Source organism: Pseudomonas sp. St316 (assembly GCF_018325905.1).
Lineage (GTDB): Bacteria > Pseudomonadota > Gammaproteobacteria > Pseudomonadales > Pseudomonadaceae > Aquipseudomonas.
The window spans coordinates 4114466-4131988 of the sequence record NZ_AP021901.1; the positions used below are offsets into that span (position 1 = coordinate 4114466).

The following is a 17523-nucleotide window of genomic DNA, read 5'->3' on the forward strand; positions in this document are numbered from 1 at the left end:
TTTGCTTGGGTAATAAAATTAAATTACGACTGCGTGCAATGCCTGTGGTGTGCGCGTTCAAGTCCCGCATCCAACGAAAGCATTCCTGCTGCAGCAGCGAGACAAACCTAGCCCCGGCATTGGCCGCTGGCTATACGGCACCTTGTTGATACGCTCATGAGCTTTTCTCAACAGTGCTCGTGCTTGAAACGCGCTACCGCGAGCCCCGTTGAGCAGCGGTGGCTTCGCTATGAGTTGCGCGTCCTGAAAAGACAGATGTCATAGCATCAAGAACTCACCCATGAAAACAACGAGTTAAGAGGTATCGCGATAGACAGAATTGCATCACTTGAACAACGCCAAGTCGCAATTCGGTGAATGCCGACTAACCATTCGGCAGCAGCTAAGCGCGGTTGTGAGGATTTCATCTACGTCGCGCGCGCTATCAGGGAGATATATCCCGCAATAATTTACTGCCGCGGAAAGGCGTGACGCCTCCCGCCCATGACCACCACGTGGGAAGCGCTAACGATGAGCAGCGCAAACCCCGAGAGACTTACTGTCCCGAAGTAGCTTAGGAGCAGACCACCTACGGCACCTCCGCCAAAAATCCCCAAGTTGTAGATAGTCGTCAATATCGCCGTTGCCAGCTCCGCATTATCTTCTGCCACCCGGCCCGTCGCTGATTGGAAAACGGTCGGCATGCCACCGAACGAAGCCCCCCACACAAATATCGCAGCCGAAGCGATCATTTGATACGGAGCCGCTATCAGCACAACCATCGTCACAGCCGTGCAGGTTAACGCGGTGGTCGCTATGAGCCGCAGCCTTGTATCGACGAAACGTCCAGCAATCAGTACGCCCAGGATGGCGCCCGTACCGAACAGAAACAGGCCCTGAGCGGTCCCGCCTGACAGCCTGGTTTTTTCCGCGAGCGGCGCCATGTAGGTGTACAGCGTGTAATGAGCCAGGATCGCGCAAAAAGCCGACACCAAGATCACTCTCAGCCCCGGGGTGCGAATGACGTCACGAATCGAAGTGCCCTCCTTGCGCTGTTCACCCGGCATGGACGGCACGACCAGCAAAACCCAAACGATGACAAGCAGCGCGAGCAGCGAAAGCAGTCCATAGCTGAAACGCCATCCAAGCAATGAGCCCAGCATGCTACCCAGTGGCAAACCGGCGACCATGGCCACGGTACTCCCAGCCAGGGTAATCGCGACGGCCCGTCCCATGTCTTTGCGATCGACCAAGCGGATGGCATAACCGCAGATGACTGGCCAGACGACTCCTGCGGCGAGCCCCGCTATCACTCGCGATACGACCGTCACCGTATAAGACGTCGAGATGGCGGTGACGCCATTAGCCAGTGCAAAACTCAGCACGAGCATGATGTACAACGATTTTCGAGGCAGACCTCGAGTGAGCGCCACAATGGGGATTGCGGCCGCAGCGGAGGCCAATGCATAGATGGAAACCAATAAACCGATACCAGCGGGGGGCTGTTCAAGGCTCTCCGCCATCGCAGGCAGAACCGCTGCCGGCATCGTCTCGGTCAAAATGGTGAGAAACGCTGTAGTGGACAGGGCAAGTAGCCCGATCATAGGCAGGCGACCATTATTGGCACTCATGGGCAGACTCCTTAGTCGGATGCGTTCTTGCGAAACGCGCTGATGCCTTACGCATCAAAAAAACTCCGACGTTAGCAGCAAGCGGCTTGAGGAAATGTCTGCCTCAGTGAATGCTCCTATGAATCCAAGTGGTCACTGGATTGGCCTTGATCATCGAATAAAGCCAAAGCCCCCAACGCCCGTCACGGGAACTGGGGGCACCGAGTCAGACGCGAGCAGTTTTCTGTAGCACGGTCTTGCTGACCATGTACGAGTCCAGGCTCCAGGGCCCTCCTTCTCTTCCAATACCACTGTCCTTCACACCGCCAAACGGTGTATCAGGATCCGGCGCACCGAAATGGTTGATAGACAGGACCCCTACATCCAGCTCACGACTCAGTCGTTCAGCTTCTTCAAGTGAATTGGTGAACGCAAAAGCAGCCAAGCCCACGGATAGACTGTTGGAAATCTCGATGGCCTCATCAAGGGTCGAGAAACGAACCGCGACAGCGACCGGACCAAAAGGCTCATCGGTCATGATGGCGCAATCCAGCGGGGTGTCGACCAGCAGCGTCGGGGCAAAATAATAGCCACGCTCACCCACGCGATGCCCGCCCACGGCAACCTTGCCGCCACGGCCCAATGCGTCATCGACAAAATGCTGCATCGCGGCGAGACGCCGGCCACTGGTAACCGGCCCCATGTCAGCGTTCGTATCCATGCCGTCGGCCACACGTACCTGATCGGCGGTTGCCACAAACGCCGCTACGAATTCGTCGTAGATACTCTCGTGTACCAGGAAGCGACCTGGCGCAGCGCACCACTGAGCGTTGATCCGAATTTTGCTCTTGAGTGCCATCTTGCCGATTTCCGCGGCATTGACCCCTTCGCAAACGATGACCGGGGCATGGCCGCCGAGCTCCATCAGCACCGGCTTCATGGCCGCACCCGCCAGTTGGCTCAAGTGCTTGCCGACTGCCACCGACCCCGTCAAGGTCACCATGCGGGTCACTGGCGACTCGATCAGGGTCGAAGACACTAGCGCCGGGTTGCCAAACACCAGATTCAATACGCCCTTAGGCAAACCGGCTCGCTCGAAGCACTGAACCATGGCTACTGCAGCGCCAGGGGTTTCTTCTGGGGCTTTCAAAATTATGGAGCACCCGGCGCACAGTGCACCGCTGATTTTTCGCGACGGTGCGCTTAGCGGCACATTCCATGGGGTGAACGCTGCGACTGGACCAATTGGCTGACGAAGAATCGATTTCTGCATTTGGGCTTCGCCCGGAACGATGGTCCCGTAGGCTCGCAGGGCCTGTGCCATGTCCCAATCGAAGAAGCTCGCCGAACGCTCCACCTCCGCACGCGCATCTGCAATTAATTTGCCGTTCTCTCGGGTGATGATCTGCGCGATTTCTTCGGAACGTGAACGCACGCCTGCGATGGCACGACTGATGATGATATTACGCTCAGCCGGTGGTGTGTCCCGCCAGATTTTGAACCCCCGCTCAGCGGCGGCCAACACGCGTTTCAGGTCAGCGGTCGTGGCCCCGGGAACGCTGGTGAGCGATGCTTCGGTGCTGGGGTCCAACACTTCAAAGCAAGAGGGGCGGTCGAAAATCCACTCACCGTCGATGAAGAGGCCTACGCGCGGATGGTCAGCGTCGGCGATGACATTATTATTGGTTTCAATGGACATCTGAATTCCCTCTACATTTGGCGCCAAGGGACTCGGTTGATATCGCCCTCAATCACCGAAAAAACACTGTGCCGGAAAGGCAATTAATCAAATCTCGACCATCTCGAAGTCCAGCTTCGTCGCCGAACACTCAGGGCAAATCCAATCCTGGGGAACATCTTCCCACCGAGTTCCAGCAGGTATGCCCTCTTGCGGAATACCTTCGGCTTCGTCATACATGAAACCGCATAAAATGCATTGCCAAATTTTGAATTCGCCCTCGGACAAGGCTTGTGTGGACGTGTCATTGCTCATGATTTTTCTTCCGTTTCATTTTCTACTTGTTGGCCCCTTTGCCGACCATGGGAAGCGTTTCGTAACCCTTGGGGGACAGCAACCAGGGCGTTGCTTTCACTTTGCCAGAACAGCTGTTACCGGCCGCACGCGGCCATGGTTGCCATTGCCGTGCTTTTCATATGACTGATTTCAGCTCTCTCAGGGACAGCCCTTCATTGGCCGCTTTCGACAGCAGCGGACTAGGTGCCCAACGCCTGCCGTATTGCTCATGCCATTGCTGCACTTGCAGATGGATTTCCGTGGCCCCGATCGTGTCGGCCCAGTACAGCAGCCCTCCTCGATGGCGAGGAAATCCAAAGCCGTACAACCACATGACATCAATGTCACTGGCTCGATATGCCTTGCCTTCATCCAGGATCTTGCAGGCCTCGTTGATCGAGGCGAATAACAGACGTCTGAGGATTTCACTGTCGGTAAAGGTACGCTGAGGCGTGCCAAGCTCATGGGCGACGGTCGCGATGATCCGCATCACTTCTTCATCGTGACGAGGTGTGCGGTCACCTTCTTCATAGCGATACCACCCGGCCCCATTTTTCTGGCCCTTGCGGCCCAGCTCGACCATCCTATCCGGGACATGGAGCTTCCTGTATTGAGGGTCAGCTGCCGCGCGACGCTTGCGCGTGTCATAGCTGACATCGAGACCGGACAGATCGCTCACTGCGAACGGTCCCATCGGATAGCCAAACTCAACCATGACCCTGTCGATCTGCTCAGGGCGTGCTCCCTCCTCAAGCAGTAGCATCATTTCCGTGACCAGCGGCGCGCGACTGCGATTTGCCGCGAAGCCATCGCACGTCCCGGAGACCGCACAGACTTTTTTAAGATCGCGGCCCATCTTCATGGCCCGCACAACTGTCTCGATCGAGGTTTGATCACCCTTCACGATTTCGCACAGTTTCATCGCGTTCGCGGGAGCGAAGAAATGAGCGCCGGCGACACTCTGAGGCCGGCCTGTCATGTTGGCCATGACGTTGATATCAATCGCGGAAGAGTTCGTTAGCAACAGCGCGCCCGGCTTCATCACCGCATCAAGTTTGGTGAACACATCCTTCTTCAGATCTATCCGTTCAAACACCGCTTCAACCACGACATCACAGTCGCCGATCTCTTCGTAATGGGAGACAGGCTGGACAAACTGAAGGCATGCATCCATTTCTTGCACAGTCATTCGTCCGCGCTTGACCTTTACGGCGTAGATGTCACGTATGCGCTGCAGGCCCCTGTCCAGTGCTTCGGCACTCGCTTCCAGGAGTTTCACCACAATGCCTGCATCAGCGAAGCAAATGGCAATACCGGCGCCCATCGTTCCCGCGCCAATCACAGCAGCGGACGTCACACCAGCAGGCTTGAAACCCGGGGGCGCATCCGGAACCTTGGCAGCCTCACGCTCGGCAAAAAATGCATAGCGAAGTGCCTTGGCAACATCAGAACCCTCCAGCTCAGAAAACAAGCGACTCTCAACCTCTAGAGCCTCATCAAACGGCAGGCTGAAAGCTGCTTCGATACAATCGATCGCGTACTGTGGCGCCTTGTTGTGAGGAGACTTTTTGGCTGCTTCGCGGCGTGCCGCTTGCAGCACATCCATGGTTGTCGCATCCACCGGTTCGAGCACCAAATCGCGTACGCGCTGCGGTTGAGCGTGCGCCACGGCCTTTGCATAGCTTACGGCGGCATCACGAAGCTCTTGGCTTTGTGTTCCTGGAACAATCTGGGAGATAAGCGCGATCTTCAATGCTTCGGCGGCATGGACATGGCGGCTTGAGACGAGCAAATCGGTGGCTACGGCAGCCCCGACCAGCCTCGGCAAGCGCTGCGTACCGCCGCCTCCTGGTATCAACCCGAGAGCGACCTCGGGCAATCCGAGCTTGGCTTCGGGCAATGCAATCCGGTAATGGCAAGCGAGGGCGTGCTCGAGACCGCCTCCCAGCGCATATCCATGAATAGCCGCGACAGTCGGCTTGGCGCTGGCGTCAAGTGCCGCGGCGCTCATGCGGGTAGTGATTGTTCTCGCCTTGCCGAACTGTCGAATATCAGCACCCGCGATGAAATTCTGACCGCCCCCCATCAACACGATCGCCGCGACAGCCGGGTCGGCGTTCGCATGGGCAACGGCGTCAATGATGCTCCCTCTCATCTCGGGAGTCAGGGCGTTGACGGGCGGATTGTTGACTGTGATTACGGCCACAACGCCTTCGACTTCGTAACTGACCATCAGGCTTTCACTCATCTCATCTTCCTGTCTCAAAAAAAATAAGGCCTGCCCCTACCCCGCGACCGCTCGCATCCAATGAGCATCCTGGTTTGGCCCGGAAATTTGAGTGCAGCGCCATCCCGCGCTCCAAACAACGTTGAATCGATGGTAGCATGAGTTTTGATAATCAGCACAGATTTCACTGATCGGAACTTTGCGCCATGCTACTTTAGTCTTTGACGCTGGACCGATCCCCCCTGAACGAAGGTACCGGACAGCACATTCGAGCTTCATCTTCATGCACTGAGGAAACCCTAGAGATGACAATAAAAGGCAGGGCATACATCGTCGGAGCGTATGAGCACCCCCTACGCAAGGCCCCCACCATTCGGTGGCACAGCTACATGCGGAGGCGGCGAAAGGGGCAATTGAGGACGCGGGATTAAGCAAAGATGACATCGACGGATATTTTTGCGCGGGCGATGCACCCGGCGGGAATGTATGGTCGATGGCCAACTACCTGAATCTGGACAAGCTGAGGCATGTCGATTCGACCGATATGGGAGGATGCTCTTATCTCGCCCATATCGCCCACGCTGCAGAATCAATAGCAGCGGGCAGATGCAACGTGGCGCTGATTACACTGGCCGGCCGCCCCAACTCTGAAGGTATCTCTGGGATACAGGCGCGCGTACGAGGCGTCAATCTACCGGACGCGCCATTCGAGATGCCCTATAACCCAGTCACGTTGAACCTCTATGCCATGTGTGCGATGCGCCACATGCATGAGTACGGCACAACCAGCGAGCAACTGGCGTGGGTCAAGGTCGCCGCCTCTCACCATGCGCAACACAACCCTCTGGCGATGTTGCGCAAAGTGGTCTCGGTCGAAGATGTATTGGCATCGCCGATGATTTCCGACCCCCTGCGGCGTCTCGATTCCTGCGTCGTGAGCGACGGCGGCGGCGCAGTTATCGTTGCCCGCCCGGAGATTGCGAAGGCCCTCAACAGACCACGGATACGGATACTTGGCTGTGGTGAATCCACAAAACACCAGATGGGTGGACACCTCGACTTGAGCTATACCGGAGCCGCGTGGACCGGCCCTCGAGCTTTCGAAGAGGCGGGTGTGACGCCGGCCGACATCCAGTACGCCTCCATCTATGACAGTTTCACCATCACCGTCATCCTGCAACTTGAAGACCTGGGATTCTGCAAAAAAGGCGAAGGCGGAAAATTCGTGTCGGACGGCAACCTTATTTCGGGCATCGGCAAGTTGCCGTTCAACACCGATGGCGGCGGCCTGTGCAATAACCATCCCGCCAATCGCGGTGGGATCACAAAAATAATCGAAGCCGTACGACAGCTTCGAGGCGAGGCTCATCCAAAGGTGCAAGTTCCCAACTGTTCGCTAGCCCTCGCCACCGGCATCGGCGGCGCGATAGGTCATCGGCACGGTGCAGCCACCGTCATCATGGAAAGGGAGTAAAAACATGTCGACCCCCTACACAGAACGCCCCATCAGCGACCCAATCCTGAACCCCGGTGATGAACCCTATTTCGACGCTGCGGCCGAGGGGCGCCTGCTCTTGAAGAACTGCAATACCTGCCATCAACCGCATCACTATCCTCGTGCGTTGTGCCCGTTTTGCTGGAGCATCGATGTCGAATGGATCACCGCAAGCGGGACCGGGACGATCTACACCTTCAGCATCACACGACGTGGCGCATCAGCACCGTACTGCATTGCCTATGTGCGCCTCGACGAGGGACTGATGATGCTTACGAACATTGTCGATGTTGATCTGGACAGTGTTCGCATCGGGCAGCGGGTCAGGGTCGCGTTTAAAGAATCAGAAAGCGGCATGTCCGTTCCCATGTTCACAATTGACCATTCGGAGGCTTGAATGAGCAGCCGCGCCGTACTCTACAGCGCCGTAGATGATGTCATCACGCGCTACATGATTGACGTAGACAGCGCAACGCTCCACAGGATGGAAAGCGTCACTGTGGCCTCAAAGGTGCAATACGCATGGCCTCATCCATCCGGCGGCTTCCTGTATGTCTCAACAAGCGACGGTGGCCCGAGGGTGGAGTCCCATCACAATCACGTCAGCGCTTACTCGTTGGGACCTGACGGGCAACTCAACACTCATGGCTTACCTGCGCGACTTCCCTACCGAGCGGTACATTTGTGTATCGACCCCCTGGGACGATTTATCGTCAATGCCCACAATTTCAAGCGCGGCTCATTGACTGTGCACCGCATCAACGCAGACTGCACAATTGGCAGCTGCCAGGCTCAGGATCCGAACACCGACTTTGGGGTCTATCCGCACCAGGTCATGTTTTATCCATCCGCCAAACAAGTCCTGGTAGTTGACCGCGGCAATAACGCAACGACAGACAAGCTGGAAGATCCCGGGGCACTCCGTTCTTTTCGGCTAACTGAAGAGCATCTCCAAATGAGCGATGTGGTTGCGCCGAATCATGGCCATGACTTCGGCCCGCGGCATGTCGACTTTCATCCGACGCATCCGTGGCTTTACGCAGCCGACGAGCGAACCAACCGTCTCTACATGTTCCGACATGACGGTGACCGGATCGAGGCCGAGCCAGCCTTCACGCGGGGAACGCTGCGAACCCCTGAGCACGTGCGCCCGCGACAACTCGCCGGTGCAATCCATGTTCATCCAAACGGGAAGTTTGTTTACCTAGTAAATCGCGCAGATGCGACGCACTCCCACCAGGGGCACCAAGTGTTCTCCGGAGGTGAAAACAACATAGCCGTCTACGCTATCAACCCTGAAACAGGCGAGCCCACACTCGTTCAGCATGTGGACACTCGTTCCTTTCACGTCCGAACATTTGCCTGTGATCCCAGTGGCCGCTTGCTCGTCACGGCGAGTATCAAGGCCTTGGCCGCATACGATGATGAAAAAGGGCTGACTGTAACGCCCGCGACACTGTCGATATTCCGGATAGGTGATGACGGGCATCTAAAGTACGCTCGAAGCGTTGATGTCGAGACGCCAGGAAATCAACTTCAGTACTGGATGGGTATTGTCGGGCTACGTTGATTGAGCGGTAATGCGCCGATGGTCCCCCACTGCCAGCAGTGGGGGACTACGATTAAATACGATTGAGCAGCCGGCCGCCGTCCACCGCCAATGAGATACCAGTGATGAAATTGGCTTCATCGGACGCAAGAAACAGGGCCGCATTCGCAACATCCCAAGCGGTTCCCTGGCGGCCGAGCGGCACCTTGGCGTTGCGCTCCGCGCTGACCTGCTCACGCGTCTGGTTCCACGCTTGAATACGCGCCTCAACCGCCATCGGCGTCGAGATCAAGCCTGGCAGGATGCAGTTTGCCCTGATCCCATAAGGAGCATTTTGAAGCGCCAATTGCTCGGTGAAAGCAATGACACCCGCTTTTGTAGCCTTGTAGGTAACGTAGGGATACTTACCCAATGCCGCCGCGGATGACACATTGACGATAACCCCGCCCCCTTGTTCGCGCATGAGTGCTACTGCGTGCTTACAGGCAAAGACGGTACCGCGAAGATTGATACGGCAAATGTTATCGAACTGATCTTCGGTGATGTCCATCAAGTCGGCGTCACCACCGGCGAGGCTGACCCCCACATTGTTGTGCAGGACATCCAGGGACCCCCAACGTTTTTTTGCCATTTGCATGGCAAGGGCCAACTCGTGCTCCCGGGTCACATCCGCAGAAAATGCTGCAGCGGAACCGCCCTCCTGAATGATCATCGCCGCAGTTTCCTCAGCGGACTCGATTTGCCGATCAACGGCCAGGACGTGCGCCCCTTCACGCGCAAATCGAATGGCCGCCGCTCGACCGTTACCCATGCCTTCGCCCGGGCTTTGTCCAGCACCAATAACAACAGCAACTTTCCCGGCAAGCCGCCCTGCCGGTGTGTGCCCCTGCGTTTGATCCAGTGAGCTTGCCATTTCCGCCCTCTCTTATTTTCATGTAAGCAATTGAATTAAATAATAATTTCAGATAGTAGACTGGCACCAACGTCGAATTTCTGAACAGGCGTCGACCCTCGTCCTGCCACAGAGACGCTCAGGTAGGTAACGCCCGCGCCCGGACGGATGTCGAAATCGATACTATCACATGTTCTTATTATCGATACCTGTTCCGACCACCAGAACCATGAAAATCAAAACTGACTCTTTATCCAACGACATGATGCCTGTACAAATCGTGGTCATGCCGTTTACGCGGTGCTATTATCAGTTCTATCTAGCAGCATACGTTTCATTGATCGAAACCATAAATTTCCCACAAAAATAATAGGAGGGAAAATGACATCGAACGCCACCATACTGATCGGCGGGGACTGCGGTCCCACGCATGGACCGAAAGACGGCTTCCCGGTGGAGGGATACACAGAACTCGTCCTGCCGACTCTTGCCTCGGCCGACATGCGCTTCATCAACTGCATGCGCACCTACTCGGACCGCACCGTGCGCGCAGACCATGCCCCTCAAGTCGGTCAGCCCGTTGAAATGGCTGCTATTTTCACCAATGGCAGGTTCGACGCGGTGACCCTGGCAAACAATCACAGCTACGACAGCGGCCCGGACGCCCTCGTGGATACCCGGGACTTTTTCGTCTCGCGCGGCATCCAGGTGACAGGCGCAGGTCGGGACCTGGAAGAAGCACGGCGTCCAGCCATCATTGAACACGACGGTATCAAGGTCGGTTACTTGGGCTATACCTCGCTCGGTCCTGCCGGCAGCGAGGCAGGACTGCAAAAACCTGGCGTGACCAGTATCAAGATCGATACCTCCTATGAAACACGAGGCCCCCACCAGCCCGTTCGCATTCGCACGGAACCTGACTCCAGCGACCTGGCGAACCTGGTCGAGGACATCAAGAAGCTGAAAGGTGAGGTAGACGTCGTTATCCTGGCTTTTCATTCCGGCGTCATCCGGCTGCCGCGCGTGATCTCCGATTACCAGGTGACCGTAGCCCATGCTGCCATTGATGCAGGTGCAGATATGGTGGTGTGCCACGCACCGCATATTCCCAAAGCGATCGAGATGTATAAGGGCAAAGCCGTCTTCTACAGTCTCGGCGTGTTCGCAATGACCAAGTCGTTTCCCGCGCCTTCATGGAGCGAGCCCGCCTGGTCTCACGGTGCGGTTCGCAATCACGCGGACCTCGATCCCGAATATCCTTTCATGCCCTACGGCAAGGCCTGTACGTTGAGCTTGCTCGCCAAAGCAGTGGCGACCAAAAACGGTATACAAAAGGTTTCGTTCCTTCCGATGGTCATGGACGCACGGTATCGGCCCGAAGTGCTGAATCACGACGATCCTCGATTCCATAAAGTGCTTTCATACCTGGAATGGGCCTCCGAAGACATGCCCCATCGATTTAGCGTCGAAGGCAATGAAATCATCGTGTCGGAGTAAATCATGGACCTGAAGATCAACGGAAAAGTGGCAGTCATCACCGCCGCCAGCGCAGGTTTAGGCAAGAATATTGCCCACGCACTGGCAGCCGAGGGCGTTCATGTGGTGCTGTTTGCACGTTCAGCAGACAAACTGGCCGCCCTCGCCCAGGAAATAACGGCAAAGCATGGCGTGCGTGCACTCGCCATTGCCGGCGACATGCGCGTCGCCGCTGATGTAAAGCGCCTCGCCGACACGGTGAACGCTACATTCAACGGCACCGACATCCTCGTCCTGAACACGGGGCGAGCCCCCAATCCGCTGCGGGCGACGCTCGACGAAACTGAAGAGGAACGGTGGCAAGAGGCCTATCAAAATCAACTCTGGGGGACCATCCAGGTCGCCAAGGAAATGGTTCCTCAGATGCTCAAGAAGCAATGGGGTCGCGTTATCGCCATTACCTCGGCATCGGTAAAGCAACCCATGCCGCACCATAGCCTTTCAACCGTTTTTCGCGCAGGCGTCACCGCGTACATGAAACATCTCGCCAACGAGGTGGGCTCTTGCGGCATCACTGTCAATTGTGTAGCGCCGGCATTGATCGACACATCGCACCGCACCGGCACCGCCGCGTACACCCCGGAGCAGGCAGAAGCACGCCGCAAACTTACGCCGCTCGGCCGTATGGGGGAGCAAGACGAGGTCTGTGGCGTGGTCGCGTTTCTCGCCTCCACGCAGGCGGGTTTCATCACTGGATCGAGCATCAGCGTTGATGGCGGCATGATCGGTTCATTGCTTTAGCAATCAGGCAATACGCTCTCATCACACCCCAAGAACAATAAAAGTATCTGCACCATTCCCCCCTATACGTCGCATGCGTCGGTTGAATGGTCACAAGAGAGGCGACAGGCAATGAAAATCGGATATATCGGGCTCGGTGCCCTCGGCAGTCAACTCGCTCGTCGATTCCTGTCTCACTCGTTATGCGTGTGGGATATCAACACGGCCGCCGTCGACACGTTCAAGAAACTGGGCGCCGACGTCGCGCCCACGGCGGCCGACCTGGCTCGCCGGTGTGACGTCATCTTCCTGTGCCTGCCACGCAGCTCGGACGTCAGGTCTGCACTGTTCGGTCCAAACGGCCTCGCGGCTGGATTGGTACCAGGGACGCTGATCATTGATCAAACAAGTGGCATCCCGGGTGAGACCAGACGCATGGCCGAAGAACTGGCCGAACGCGGTATCGACATGATGGATGCTGCGGTGTCTGCAAGTCCTCTGGTCGTTGCCGAAGGCAAAGCCACGCTGATGGTTGCGGGCTCGGATACGGTTTACGAGCGTGCCCTCCCCGTTTTACGAGTTATTACCCAAACGATTTATCGTTGTGGCAACAGGGTCGGCGACGGCCAAGCCATGAAAATGGTCAACAACGCCATGAATGCCGGTTGCCGACTAGGGACTCTTGAGGTCGTGGCCATGGGCAAAAAAGCCGGCCTGTCACTGCCCCTGATGGCGGACGTGTTGAACCGCAGCAAAGCGCGAAATCAAACCACAGACAGAATGCTACCCGCGCTTGCCCAGGGAAAACCCTCTACCAATTTCGCCCTGGCATTGATGCTCAAAGACGTCGATCAAGCCGTCGCGCTGGGAATGTCCAGGGATGTCCCGATGCCGCTAACCGCTCTGGTCAGGGCATTGTTGCAAATCGGAACCAACACCCTGGGGCCAACTGCACAGCTCGAAGACATGGTCGGGCTCATCGAAAGCATGGCGGCAACAAAACTGTACGACGGCGACGCCGTGAAGCTGACCACGGATGGCGCCCCTCAAGCGTGCCCTGAAGGTGACGCCATCGAGTTGGTCACAGGTGCGATCGCATCGCTATGCAGCGCGATTACTTATGAATGCACGGCGGCAGGCCTGCGATATGGGCTGGCATTGGAAGACATGGCACAGGTCCTGGAAAAGACATCGGGATGGAGTGAATCCTCTCGCTCTATTTATACCCAATTGTTATCCAGTCACCCCCTGGACAACACGGCACTCACGAGCGAAAAAACCATCCTCAAAGCGGCCTGTTTGCGCGGCAATGATCTTGGAGCTCCCATGTTGATCGCCAATGCTGCACGAAGCCTCTTCGAGCAAGCGGATCATCAGATCAGCGATCCAGTCCCGATAAAAGACTTGAGCACGTTCTACAGCTCTATTTCCGCGGTTCAGTTCAAGCCCTCCTCCAACTGCAATTGATTGGCGGCTCACGAATAGTGAGCGTGGAATCGATCGAGGTCTATATGAAAACCAAAATCTGTCCCGATGCGGCGGTAAGCCAGCGGCACCTTCTGCAGGAAACAAGCCCACGCTCGGCTACCTGCCTGGTCCGGCAAGCCTCGCCAACCTATTAACAAATAGTGAACGCGTATTGCTTTTAAACCCCAGCAACACGCGTCTTTCTAACATAACCTTCGTTAGCGGATTGCGTCATCGCAGAAACGCTTTTCACAAACATTACGCTCGCTGACCACCAAGACTCATCTGGCGAAAATGCAACATTGATCCACGCCTCGAACATCTCTAAGGCCTGATGGCGAAGCAACACTGTTTCATCCTGCAGTCTTGATGCATCAGCTTTGCATCAACTAATAAAAACCATCCTGTCACAGGAGAAGACGCATGACGAAGACGAAAACGACCAGCTCTCGGCGATCGCTAGCCGCTGGCGCTATCGGGAACTTCGGTGAGATCTACGATTTCGCTGTATTCGGGTTCTCAATACCCATTTTATCCGTTCATTTTTTTCCCGGCTCAGATCGAACTGCCGCGCTTCTGAGCACGTTCGCAGTCTATGCAGTGGCCTTCGTAGCCCGCCCCCTGGGTGGCTTGATGTTTGGCTATCTGGCGGACCGCCTTGGCCGTATCAGGGTCATGGCAATGACCGTTTGGCTCATGGCACTAGGCACCGCGATCATCGGGCTGCTTCCGACCTATGCAACCATCGGGATCGCCGCACCGTTGCTGCTGTTGCTCTGTCGAATCGCACAAGGCTTGGCACTGGGTGGCGAGACGACCGGCTCGACCAGCTACATCGTCGAGTCAGCACCGGAGAACCGCAGAGGATACTGGCTTGGCTTCACGCTGATTTTCTCTCACCTGCCCAACGCCGTCGTGGCCGGTTTGGTCGTCGCACTCCAGCTTGGAGCAGGGGATCAAGCGTATTCAGACTGGGCGTGGCGCATCCCTTTCCTTCTTGGAGGCATTATCGGAGTTGTCGGGTTCTGGCTGCGCCGCAACATCGATGAGCCTGAAGAGTACAAGCAAGCCCGCCAGGCCAGTAAAGCCAGCAAAATCAAGAAAAATCCGCTGATAGCGGCCATTCGCTGCGGTGGATTGAGGGGTATGTTGCACGTGTTCATGGTCCAACCGGTTTTTTCGGTAGGGGCTTACCTATTGCTCGGCTTTATGTACACCTTTCTAATTGAGGTCGGGAAGCTGGATTCCACCTCGGCTTTGATCTCAAACGCCATCGCCGTCATCGTACTTTCAGCCCTACTTCCGTTAGGAGGTTTATTGAGCGATCGGTTTGGCCGCAAGCGAGTACTGACATTTGGTGCGGCATGGATAGCACTCTCGGCATATCCGGCCATGTACTTGGCTGCCTCGGGTTCCTTCGCTAGCGCTGTGGCCGGGCAAACACTCCTCGCTGCCGGATTGGGGATTTATGGGGCAGCCAGCTTTGTGGCCGCAGCGGAATTTTTCCCGACATCGTTCCGTGCAACCGGACACGCCATTTCCTATCAGACAAGTGTCGCGATGTTCGGCGGAACGTGCCCATTGATCGCTGCGTACCTGTCCCAGGCGTTTGGCTCCCCGCTGGCGCCGGCCTTTTACGTCACGTTGATTGCCGTGCTCTGTCTGATCACAACTCAGTTTGTTCCTGAGACTCGTGGAATAAACCTGCGCACCTCGGTGGGCAACAAGACAAGCAACAAGGCGAGTGAATTGCCACAGCCCCAGAAAGCAATGCGGCAAGAGCTTTCTACATAACCCTTTTTTGCAGTCAACTGATCGCTGAGCGGCTCAAGATGTGCGCGGACTGAAAACAGTCCGCCTCATCGGCTGAGCCGCCGAACATACCGCACCCGAACAGGATCGGGTGTAAAGGCGACTACCGCTCCAAATTGGCCGTTTGCCCGTCCTCCCTGTTTATGGGCTTAGCAATGAAAATAAAAAACAAGCTTGTGCTGACGTTCGTATTGGTCGCGTTTATACCCGTGAGCTTGGTCGCAGTGATTTCGGTGACTAACACACGAACGCTGGCAGTTGATCAGTTTATGGATGGCAGTACGCGGGAAATACGCCAGATCGACGGCAACATTCGCCAGTTTTTCGACGCCAGCCAGCAAAATGTCGATCAAATGGCAACCGATCCAGTTTATGTATCGGTTGGCGCGCTGAAGAACTACCAGAGCGGCGATGCCGCCAGCCGGCCATTACCTCCTGCGGCCCAGCAACTGATCGAAAGGTTTGCGCATTACGGTGCGGCCCACCCGTCAGCGGCGATTCTCTCCATCGGCCTGGAGGACGGCTCCTACGCCAAATGGCCAGATGATCCTCAACTGGCCAACTACGATCCACGTTCACGCCCCTGGTATAAAGCGGCGATGGCGAGCCCTGGCAAAACCGTAAGAACACCCGCTTTTTACCCAGCCTATGATTACGGTAAGGAAGATGCTGCACTGGTGGGAACAGCCAGGGCAATGATCACGAGCGATGGTATCGTCAAAGGTGTATTAGCCGTGAACGTGTCTTTGAAGAACCTCACCGAGCTGGTCAAAAGCATCAGGCTTGGCGAAAGCGGCTACGTGATGTTGATCGAGGACGGAATCGTACTGGTAGACCCCCGCGACACGACGCATAGCTTCAAGCCGCTCAAGGACCTGGGCGAGGCCTATGCAAAGTTGGCCGCCATCCCGCAGGGATCAACCGAGGTTGAACTCAATGGGATCCCTTACATGGCCAACGTCTGGACGTCGCCTGATCTTGGCTGGCGCTATATCGGCTTGATCGAGCGCAGTGAAGTCATGAGCGCGGCCACTCGCATGACCTATCTCACTACCCTCATCGTGGGCGGGTTGACAGTCATTTTTGCCCTGGTCGCCGTGGCATTTTCCCAGTCCATCGTCAAACCCATCAGCCAGGTCAGCACCGGACTGCAATCGATCGCACAGGGCGAGGGAGATCTGCGTCGCGAACTAGAGTTTCAGGGTAACGACGAAACCGCTGAACTGGCAGGCTGGTTCAATAAGTTTCTCAGCGCCATACGTCAGTTGATCCAACACATCGGCGCCGCATCGAGCAATCTGCAAAATGCCTCGAGGGTTAACAGCGAGGTTGCCAACAACATGAACGAGGCCGCCGGAAGACAGCGCGAAGCGGTGGAATTGGTATCGACCGCGTTCAACGAGATGGTCGCAACCGCCAATGAGGTGGCCCGCTCATGCAGCGGCGCAGCAGAGTCCGCCGAGAACGGACATCGCCGTGTGGCGGAGGGCAAGCAGCAGATCGAGATCACCACGGACAACGTGAATCGCCTGGGACGCCGTCTGACCGAGTCGTCGCAGTCCATGACAGAGCTCGAAGCCGGCAGCCGCAGCATCAACCAGATCCTTGGCACCATTCGCGCCATTGCCGAGCAAACCAATCTGCTGGCCCTGAACGCAGCCATTGAAGCCGCCAGGGCGGGCGATCAAGGCCGAGGATTTGCAGTGGTGGCAGATGAAGTCAGAGCACTGGCCAAGCGCACATCCGATTCGACCGGCGAAATCGAGCAACTGCTCGGCGCACTAGGCAGCAAGACCCAGGAGGTCATGGGCAAAATGGGTAGTTGCCTGGAGCTCTCGCACGCCAGCGTATCGTCCATCGAGAGCACTCGGGACAGCTTTGAAGGCATCCAATTATCGGTCAATGAAATAAGGGATCAAAACCTGCAGATATCCGCCGCTGCTGAAGAGCAGCATAGCGTGGCCGAAGAGATCAATCGGCATATCCAGCAGATTTATGACGAGGCTCGGCTGGTGGAGAGCTTGGCCAACTCTGCACAGGATGACTCCGGCAAGTTGTCGAGTCTGTCAGATGAACTGAACGGTCTGGTGGGGCGCTTCAAATCGTGAACCGTCGTCGTTCGCCTGGAAGTCCCAACTGGTCCATTCGCATGGAAGTGACCAGCGGAGCGTTTCGTTCTCACGATGAGTCGCTGTCAAGACATCCAGGCTTGAGGCCAGGCG

General features: G+C 56.5%; 13 protein-coding genes and 1 pseudogene. 9 read left to right on the forward strand and 5 right to left on the reverse strand.

Annotated features, from left to right (window positions below; translation table 11 throughout):
- Positions 1-449: 449 nt before the first annotated feature.
- From KI237_RS18110 to KI237_RS18125, 4 genes are all read right to left on the reverse strand, one after another.
- Positions 450-1610 carry an MFS transporter gene (locus KI237_RS18110; protein ID WP_212796431.1) on the reverse strand — a complete coding sequence of 387 codons (1161 nt, stop codon included), beginning with the start codon at positions 1608-1610 and terminating at the stop codon, positions 450-452.
- A 205-nt stretch (positions 1611-1815) separates the two neighbouring features.
- Positions 1816-3288, reverse strand: coding sequence for an NAD-dependent succinate-semialdehyde dehydrogenase (locus KI237_RS18115; protein WP_212796432.1), 1473 nt, complete (start codon positions 3286-3288; stop codon positions 1816-1818).
- An 87-nt stretch (positions 3289-3375) separates the two neighbouring features.
- Entirely contained in the window at positions 3376-3555 is a 180-nt protein-coding gene (locus tag KI237_RS18120) for a rubredoxin (RefSeq protein WP_348532647.1), read from the reverse strand.
- A gap of 184 nt (positions 3556-3739) precedes the next feature.
- The gene (locus KI237_RS18125; RefSeq protein ID WP_212796433.1) at positions 3740-5851 is read right to left on the reverse strand and encodes a 3-hydroxyacyl-CoA dehydrogenase NAD-binding domain-containing protein; all 2112 of its coding nucleotides are present in this window, start codon (positions 5849-5851) and stop codon (positions 3740-3742) included.
- Positions 5852-6206: 355 nt separating this feature from the next.
- Between KI237_RS18125 and KI237_RS18130 the strand changes: the two genes are divergently transcribed.
- Genes KI237_RS18130 through KI237_RS18140 form a run of 3 tightly spaced genes read left to right on the forward strand, consistent with a single transcriptional unit; the run spans position 6207 to position 8895 of the window.
- Entirely contained in the window at positions 6207-7304 is a 1098-nt protein-coding gene (locus KI237_RS18130; RefSeq protein WP_249410633.1) for a thiolase family protein, read from the forward strand.
- Positions 7305-7308: 4 nt separating this feature from the next.
- Positions 7309-7722 (forward strand): Zn-ribbon domain-containing OB-fold protein, encoded by a 414-nt coding sequence (locus tag KI237_RS18135; RefSeq protein ID WP_201005365.1) that lies wholly within the window; start codon positions 7309-7311, stop codon positions 7720-7722.
- On the forward strand, positions 7723-8895 hold the full coding sequence (locus KI237_RS18140; RefSeq protein WP_212796434.1) for a lactonase family protein: 1173 nt from the start codon (positions 7723-7725) through the stop codon (positions 8893-8895).
- Between the two features lie 52 nt (positions 8896-8947).
- Here KI237_RS18140 and KI237_RS18145 read toward each other — a convergent pair whose 3' ends face one another.
- The gene (locus KI237_RS18145; protein ID WP_201005369.1) at positions 8948-9787 is read right to left on the reverse strand and encodes an SDR family NAD(P)-dependent oxidoreductase; all 840 of its coding nucleotides are present in this window, start codon (positions 9785-9787) and stop codon (positions 8948-8950) included.
- Between the two features lie 360 nt (positions 9788-10147).
- On the opposite strand from KI237_RS18145, the gene KI237_RS18150 reads away from it, so the two are divergent.
- The 6 genes and pseudogenes from KI237_RS18150 to KI237_RS31095 all read left to right on the forward strand — a co-directional run bounded on the left by KI237_RS18150 (position 10148) and on the right by KI237_RS31095 (position 17409).
- The gene (locus KI237_RS18150) at positions 10148-11263 is read left to right on the forward strand and encodes a CapA family protein (RefSeq protein WP_249410634.1); all 1116 of its coding nucleotides are present in this window, start codon (positions 10148-10150) and stop codon (positions 11261-11263) included.
- Positions 11264-11266: 3 nt separating this feature from the next.
- Positions 11267-12043 carry an SDR family oxidoreductase gene (locus KI237_RS18155; RefSeq protein WP_212796435.1) on the forward strand — a complete coding sequence of 259 codons (777 nt, stop codon included), beginning with the start codon at positions 11267-11269 and terminating at the stop codon, positions 12041-12043.
- Positions 12044-12154: 111 nt separating this feature from the next.
- The gene (locus tag KI237_RS18160) at positions 12155-13489 is read left to right on the forward strand and encodes an NAD(P)-dependent oxidoreductase (protein ID WP_212796436.1); all 1335 of its coding nucleotides are present in this window, start codon (positions 12155-12157) and stop codon (positions 13487-13489) included.
- Between the two features lie 423 nt (positions 13490-13912).
- The gene (locus KI237_RS18165) at positions 13913-15283 is read left to right on the forward strand and encodes an MFS transporter (protein ID WP_013692817.1); all 1371 of its coding nucleotides are present in this window, start codon (positions 13913-13915) and stop codon (positions 15281-15283) included.
- A gap of 173 nt (positions 15284-15456) precedes the next feature.
- Positions 15457-16554: pseudogene (locus KI237_RS31090) on the forward strand (cache domain-containing sensor histidine kinase); the annotation flags it as partial.
- Positions 16555-16641: 87 nt separating this feature from the next.
- Positions 16642-17409, forward strand: a complete 768-nt coding sequence (locus KI237_RS31095; RefSeq protein ID WP_374005037.1) for a methyl-accepting chemotaxis protein — start codon at positions 16642-16644, stop codon at positions 17407-17409.
- The last annotated feature ends 114 nt before the right edge of the window (positions 17410-17523 follow it).

What these genes read in the sequence shown, in the direction of transcription:
- KI237_RS18110 (WP_212796431.1), bottom strand. Translation starts at nt 1,610, where the DNA reads ATGAGTGCCAATAATGGTCGCCTGCCTATGATCGGGCTACTTGCCCTG.
- KI237_RS18115 (WP_212796432.1), bottom strand. Translation starts at nt 3,288, where the DNA reads ATGTCCATTGAAACCAATAATAATGTCATCGCCGACGCTGACCATCCG.
- KI237_RS18125 (WP_212796433.1), bottom strand. Translation starts at nt 5,851, where the DNA reads ATGAGTGAAAGCCTGATGGTCAGTTACGAAGTCGAAGGCGTTGTGGCC.
- KI237_RS18135 (WP_201005365.1), top strand. Translation starts at nt 7,309, where the DNA reads ATGTCGACCCCCTACACAGAACGCCCCATCAGCGACCCAATCCTGAAC.
- KI237_RS18140 (WP_212796434.1), top strand. Translation starts at nt 7,723, where the DNA reads ATGAGCAGCCGCGCCGTACTCTACAGCGCCGTAGATGATGTCATCACG.
- KI237_RS18145 (WP_201005369.1), bottom strand. Translation starts at nt 9,787, where the DNA reads ATGGCAAGCTCACTGGATCAAACGCAGGGGCACACACCGGCAGGGCGG.
- KI237_RS18150 (WP_249410634.1), top strand. Translation starts at nt 10,148, where the DNA reads ATGACATCGAACGCCACCATACTGATCGGCGGGGACTGCGGTCCCACG.
- KI237_RS18155 (WP_212796435.1), top strand. Translation starts at nt 11,267, where the DNA reads ATGGACCTGAAGATCAACGGAAAAGTGGCAGTCATCACCGCCGCCAGC.
- KI237_RS18160 (WP_212796436.1), top strand. Translation starts at nt 12,155, where the DNA reads ATGAAAATCGGATATATCGGGCTCGGTGCCCTCGGCAGTCAACTCGCT.
- KI237_RS18165 (WP_013692817.1), top strand. Translation starts at nt 13,913, where the DNA reads ATGACGAAGACGAAAACGACCAGCTCTCGGCGATCGCTAGCCGCTGGC.
- KI237_RS31095 (WP_374005037.1), top strand. Translation starts at nt 16,642, where the DNA reads ATGAACGAGGCCGCCGGAAGACAGCGCGAAGCGGTGGAATTGGTATCG.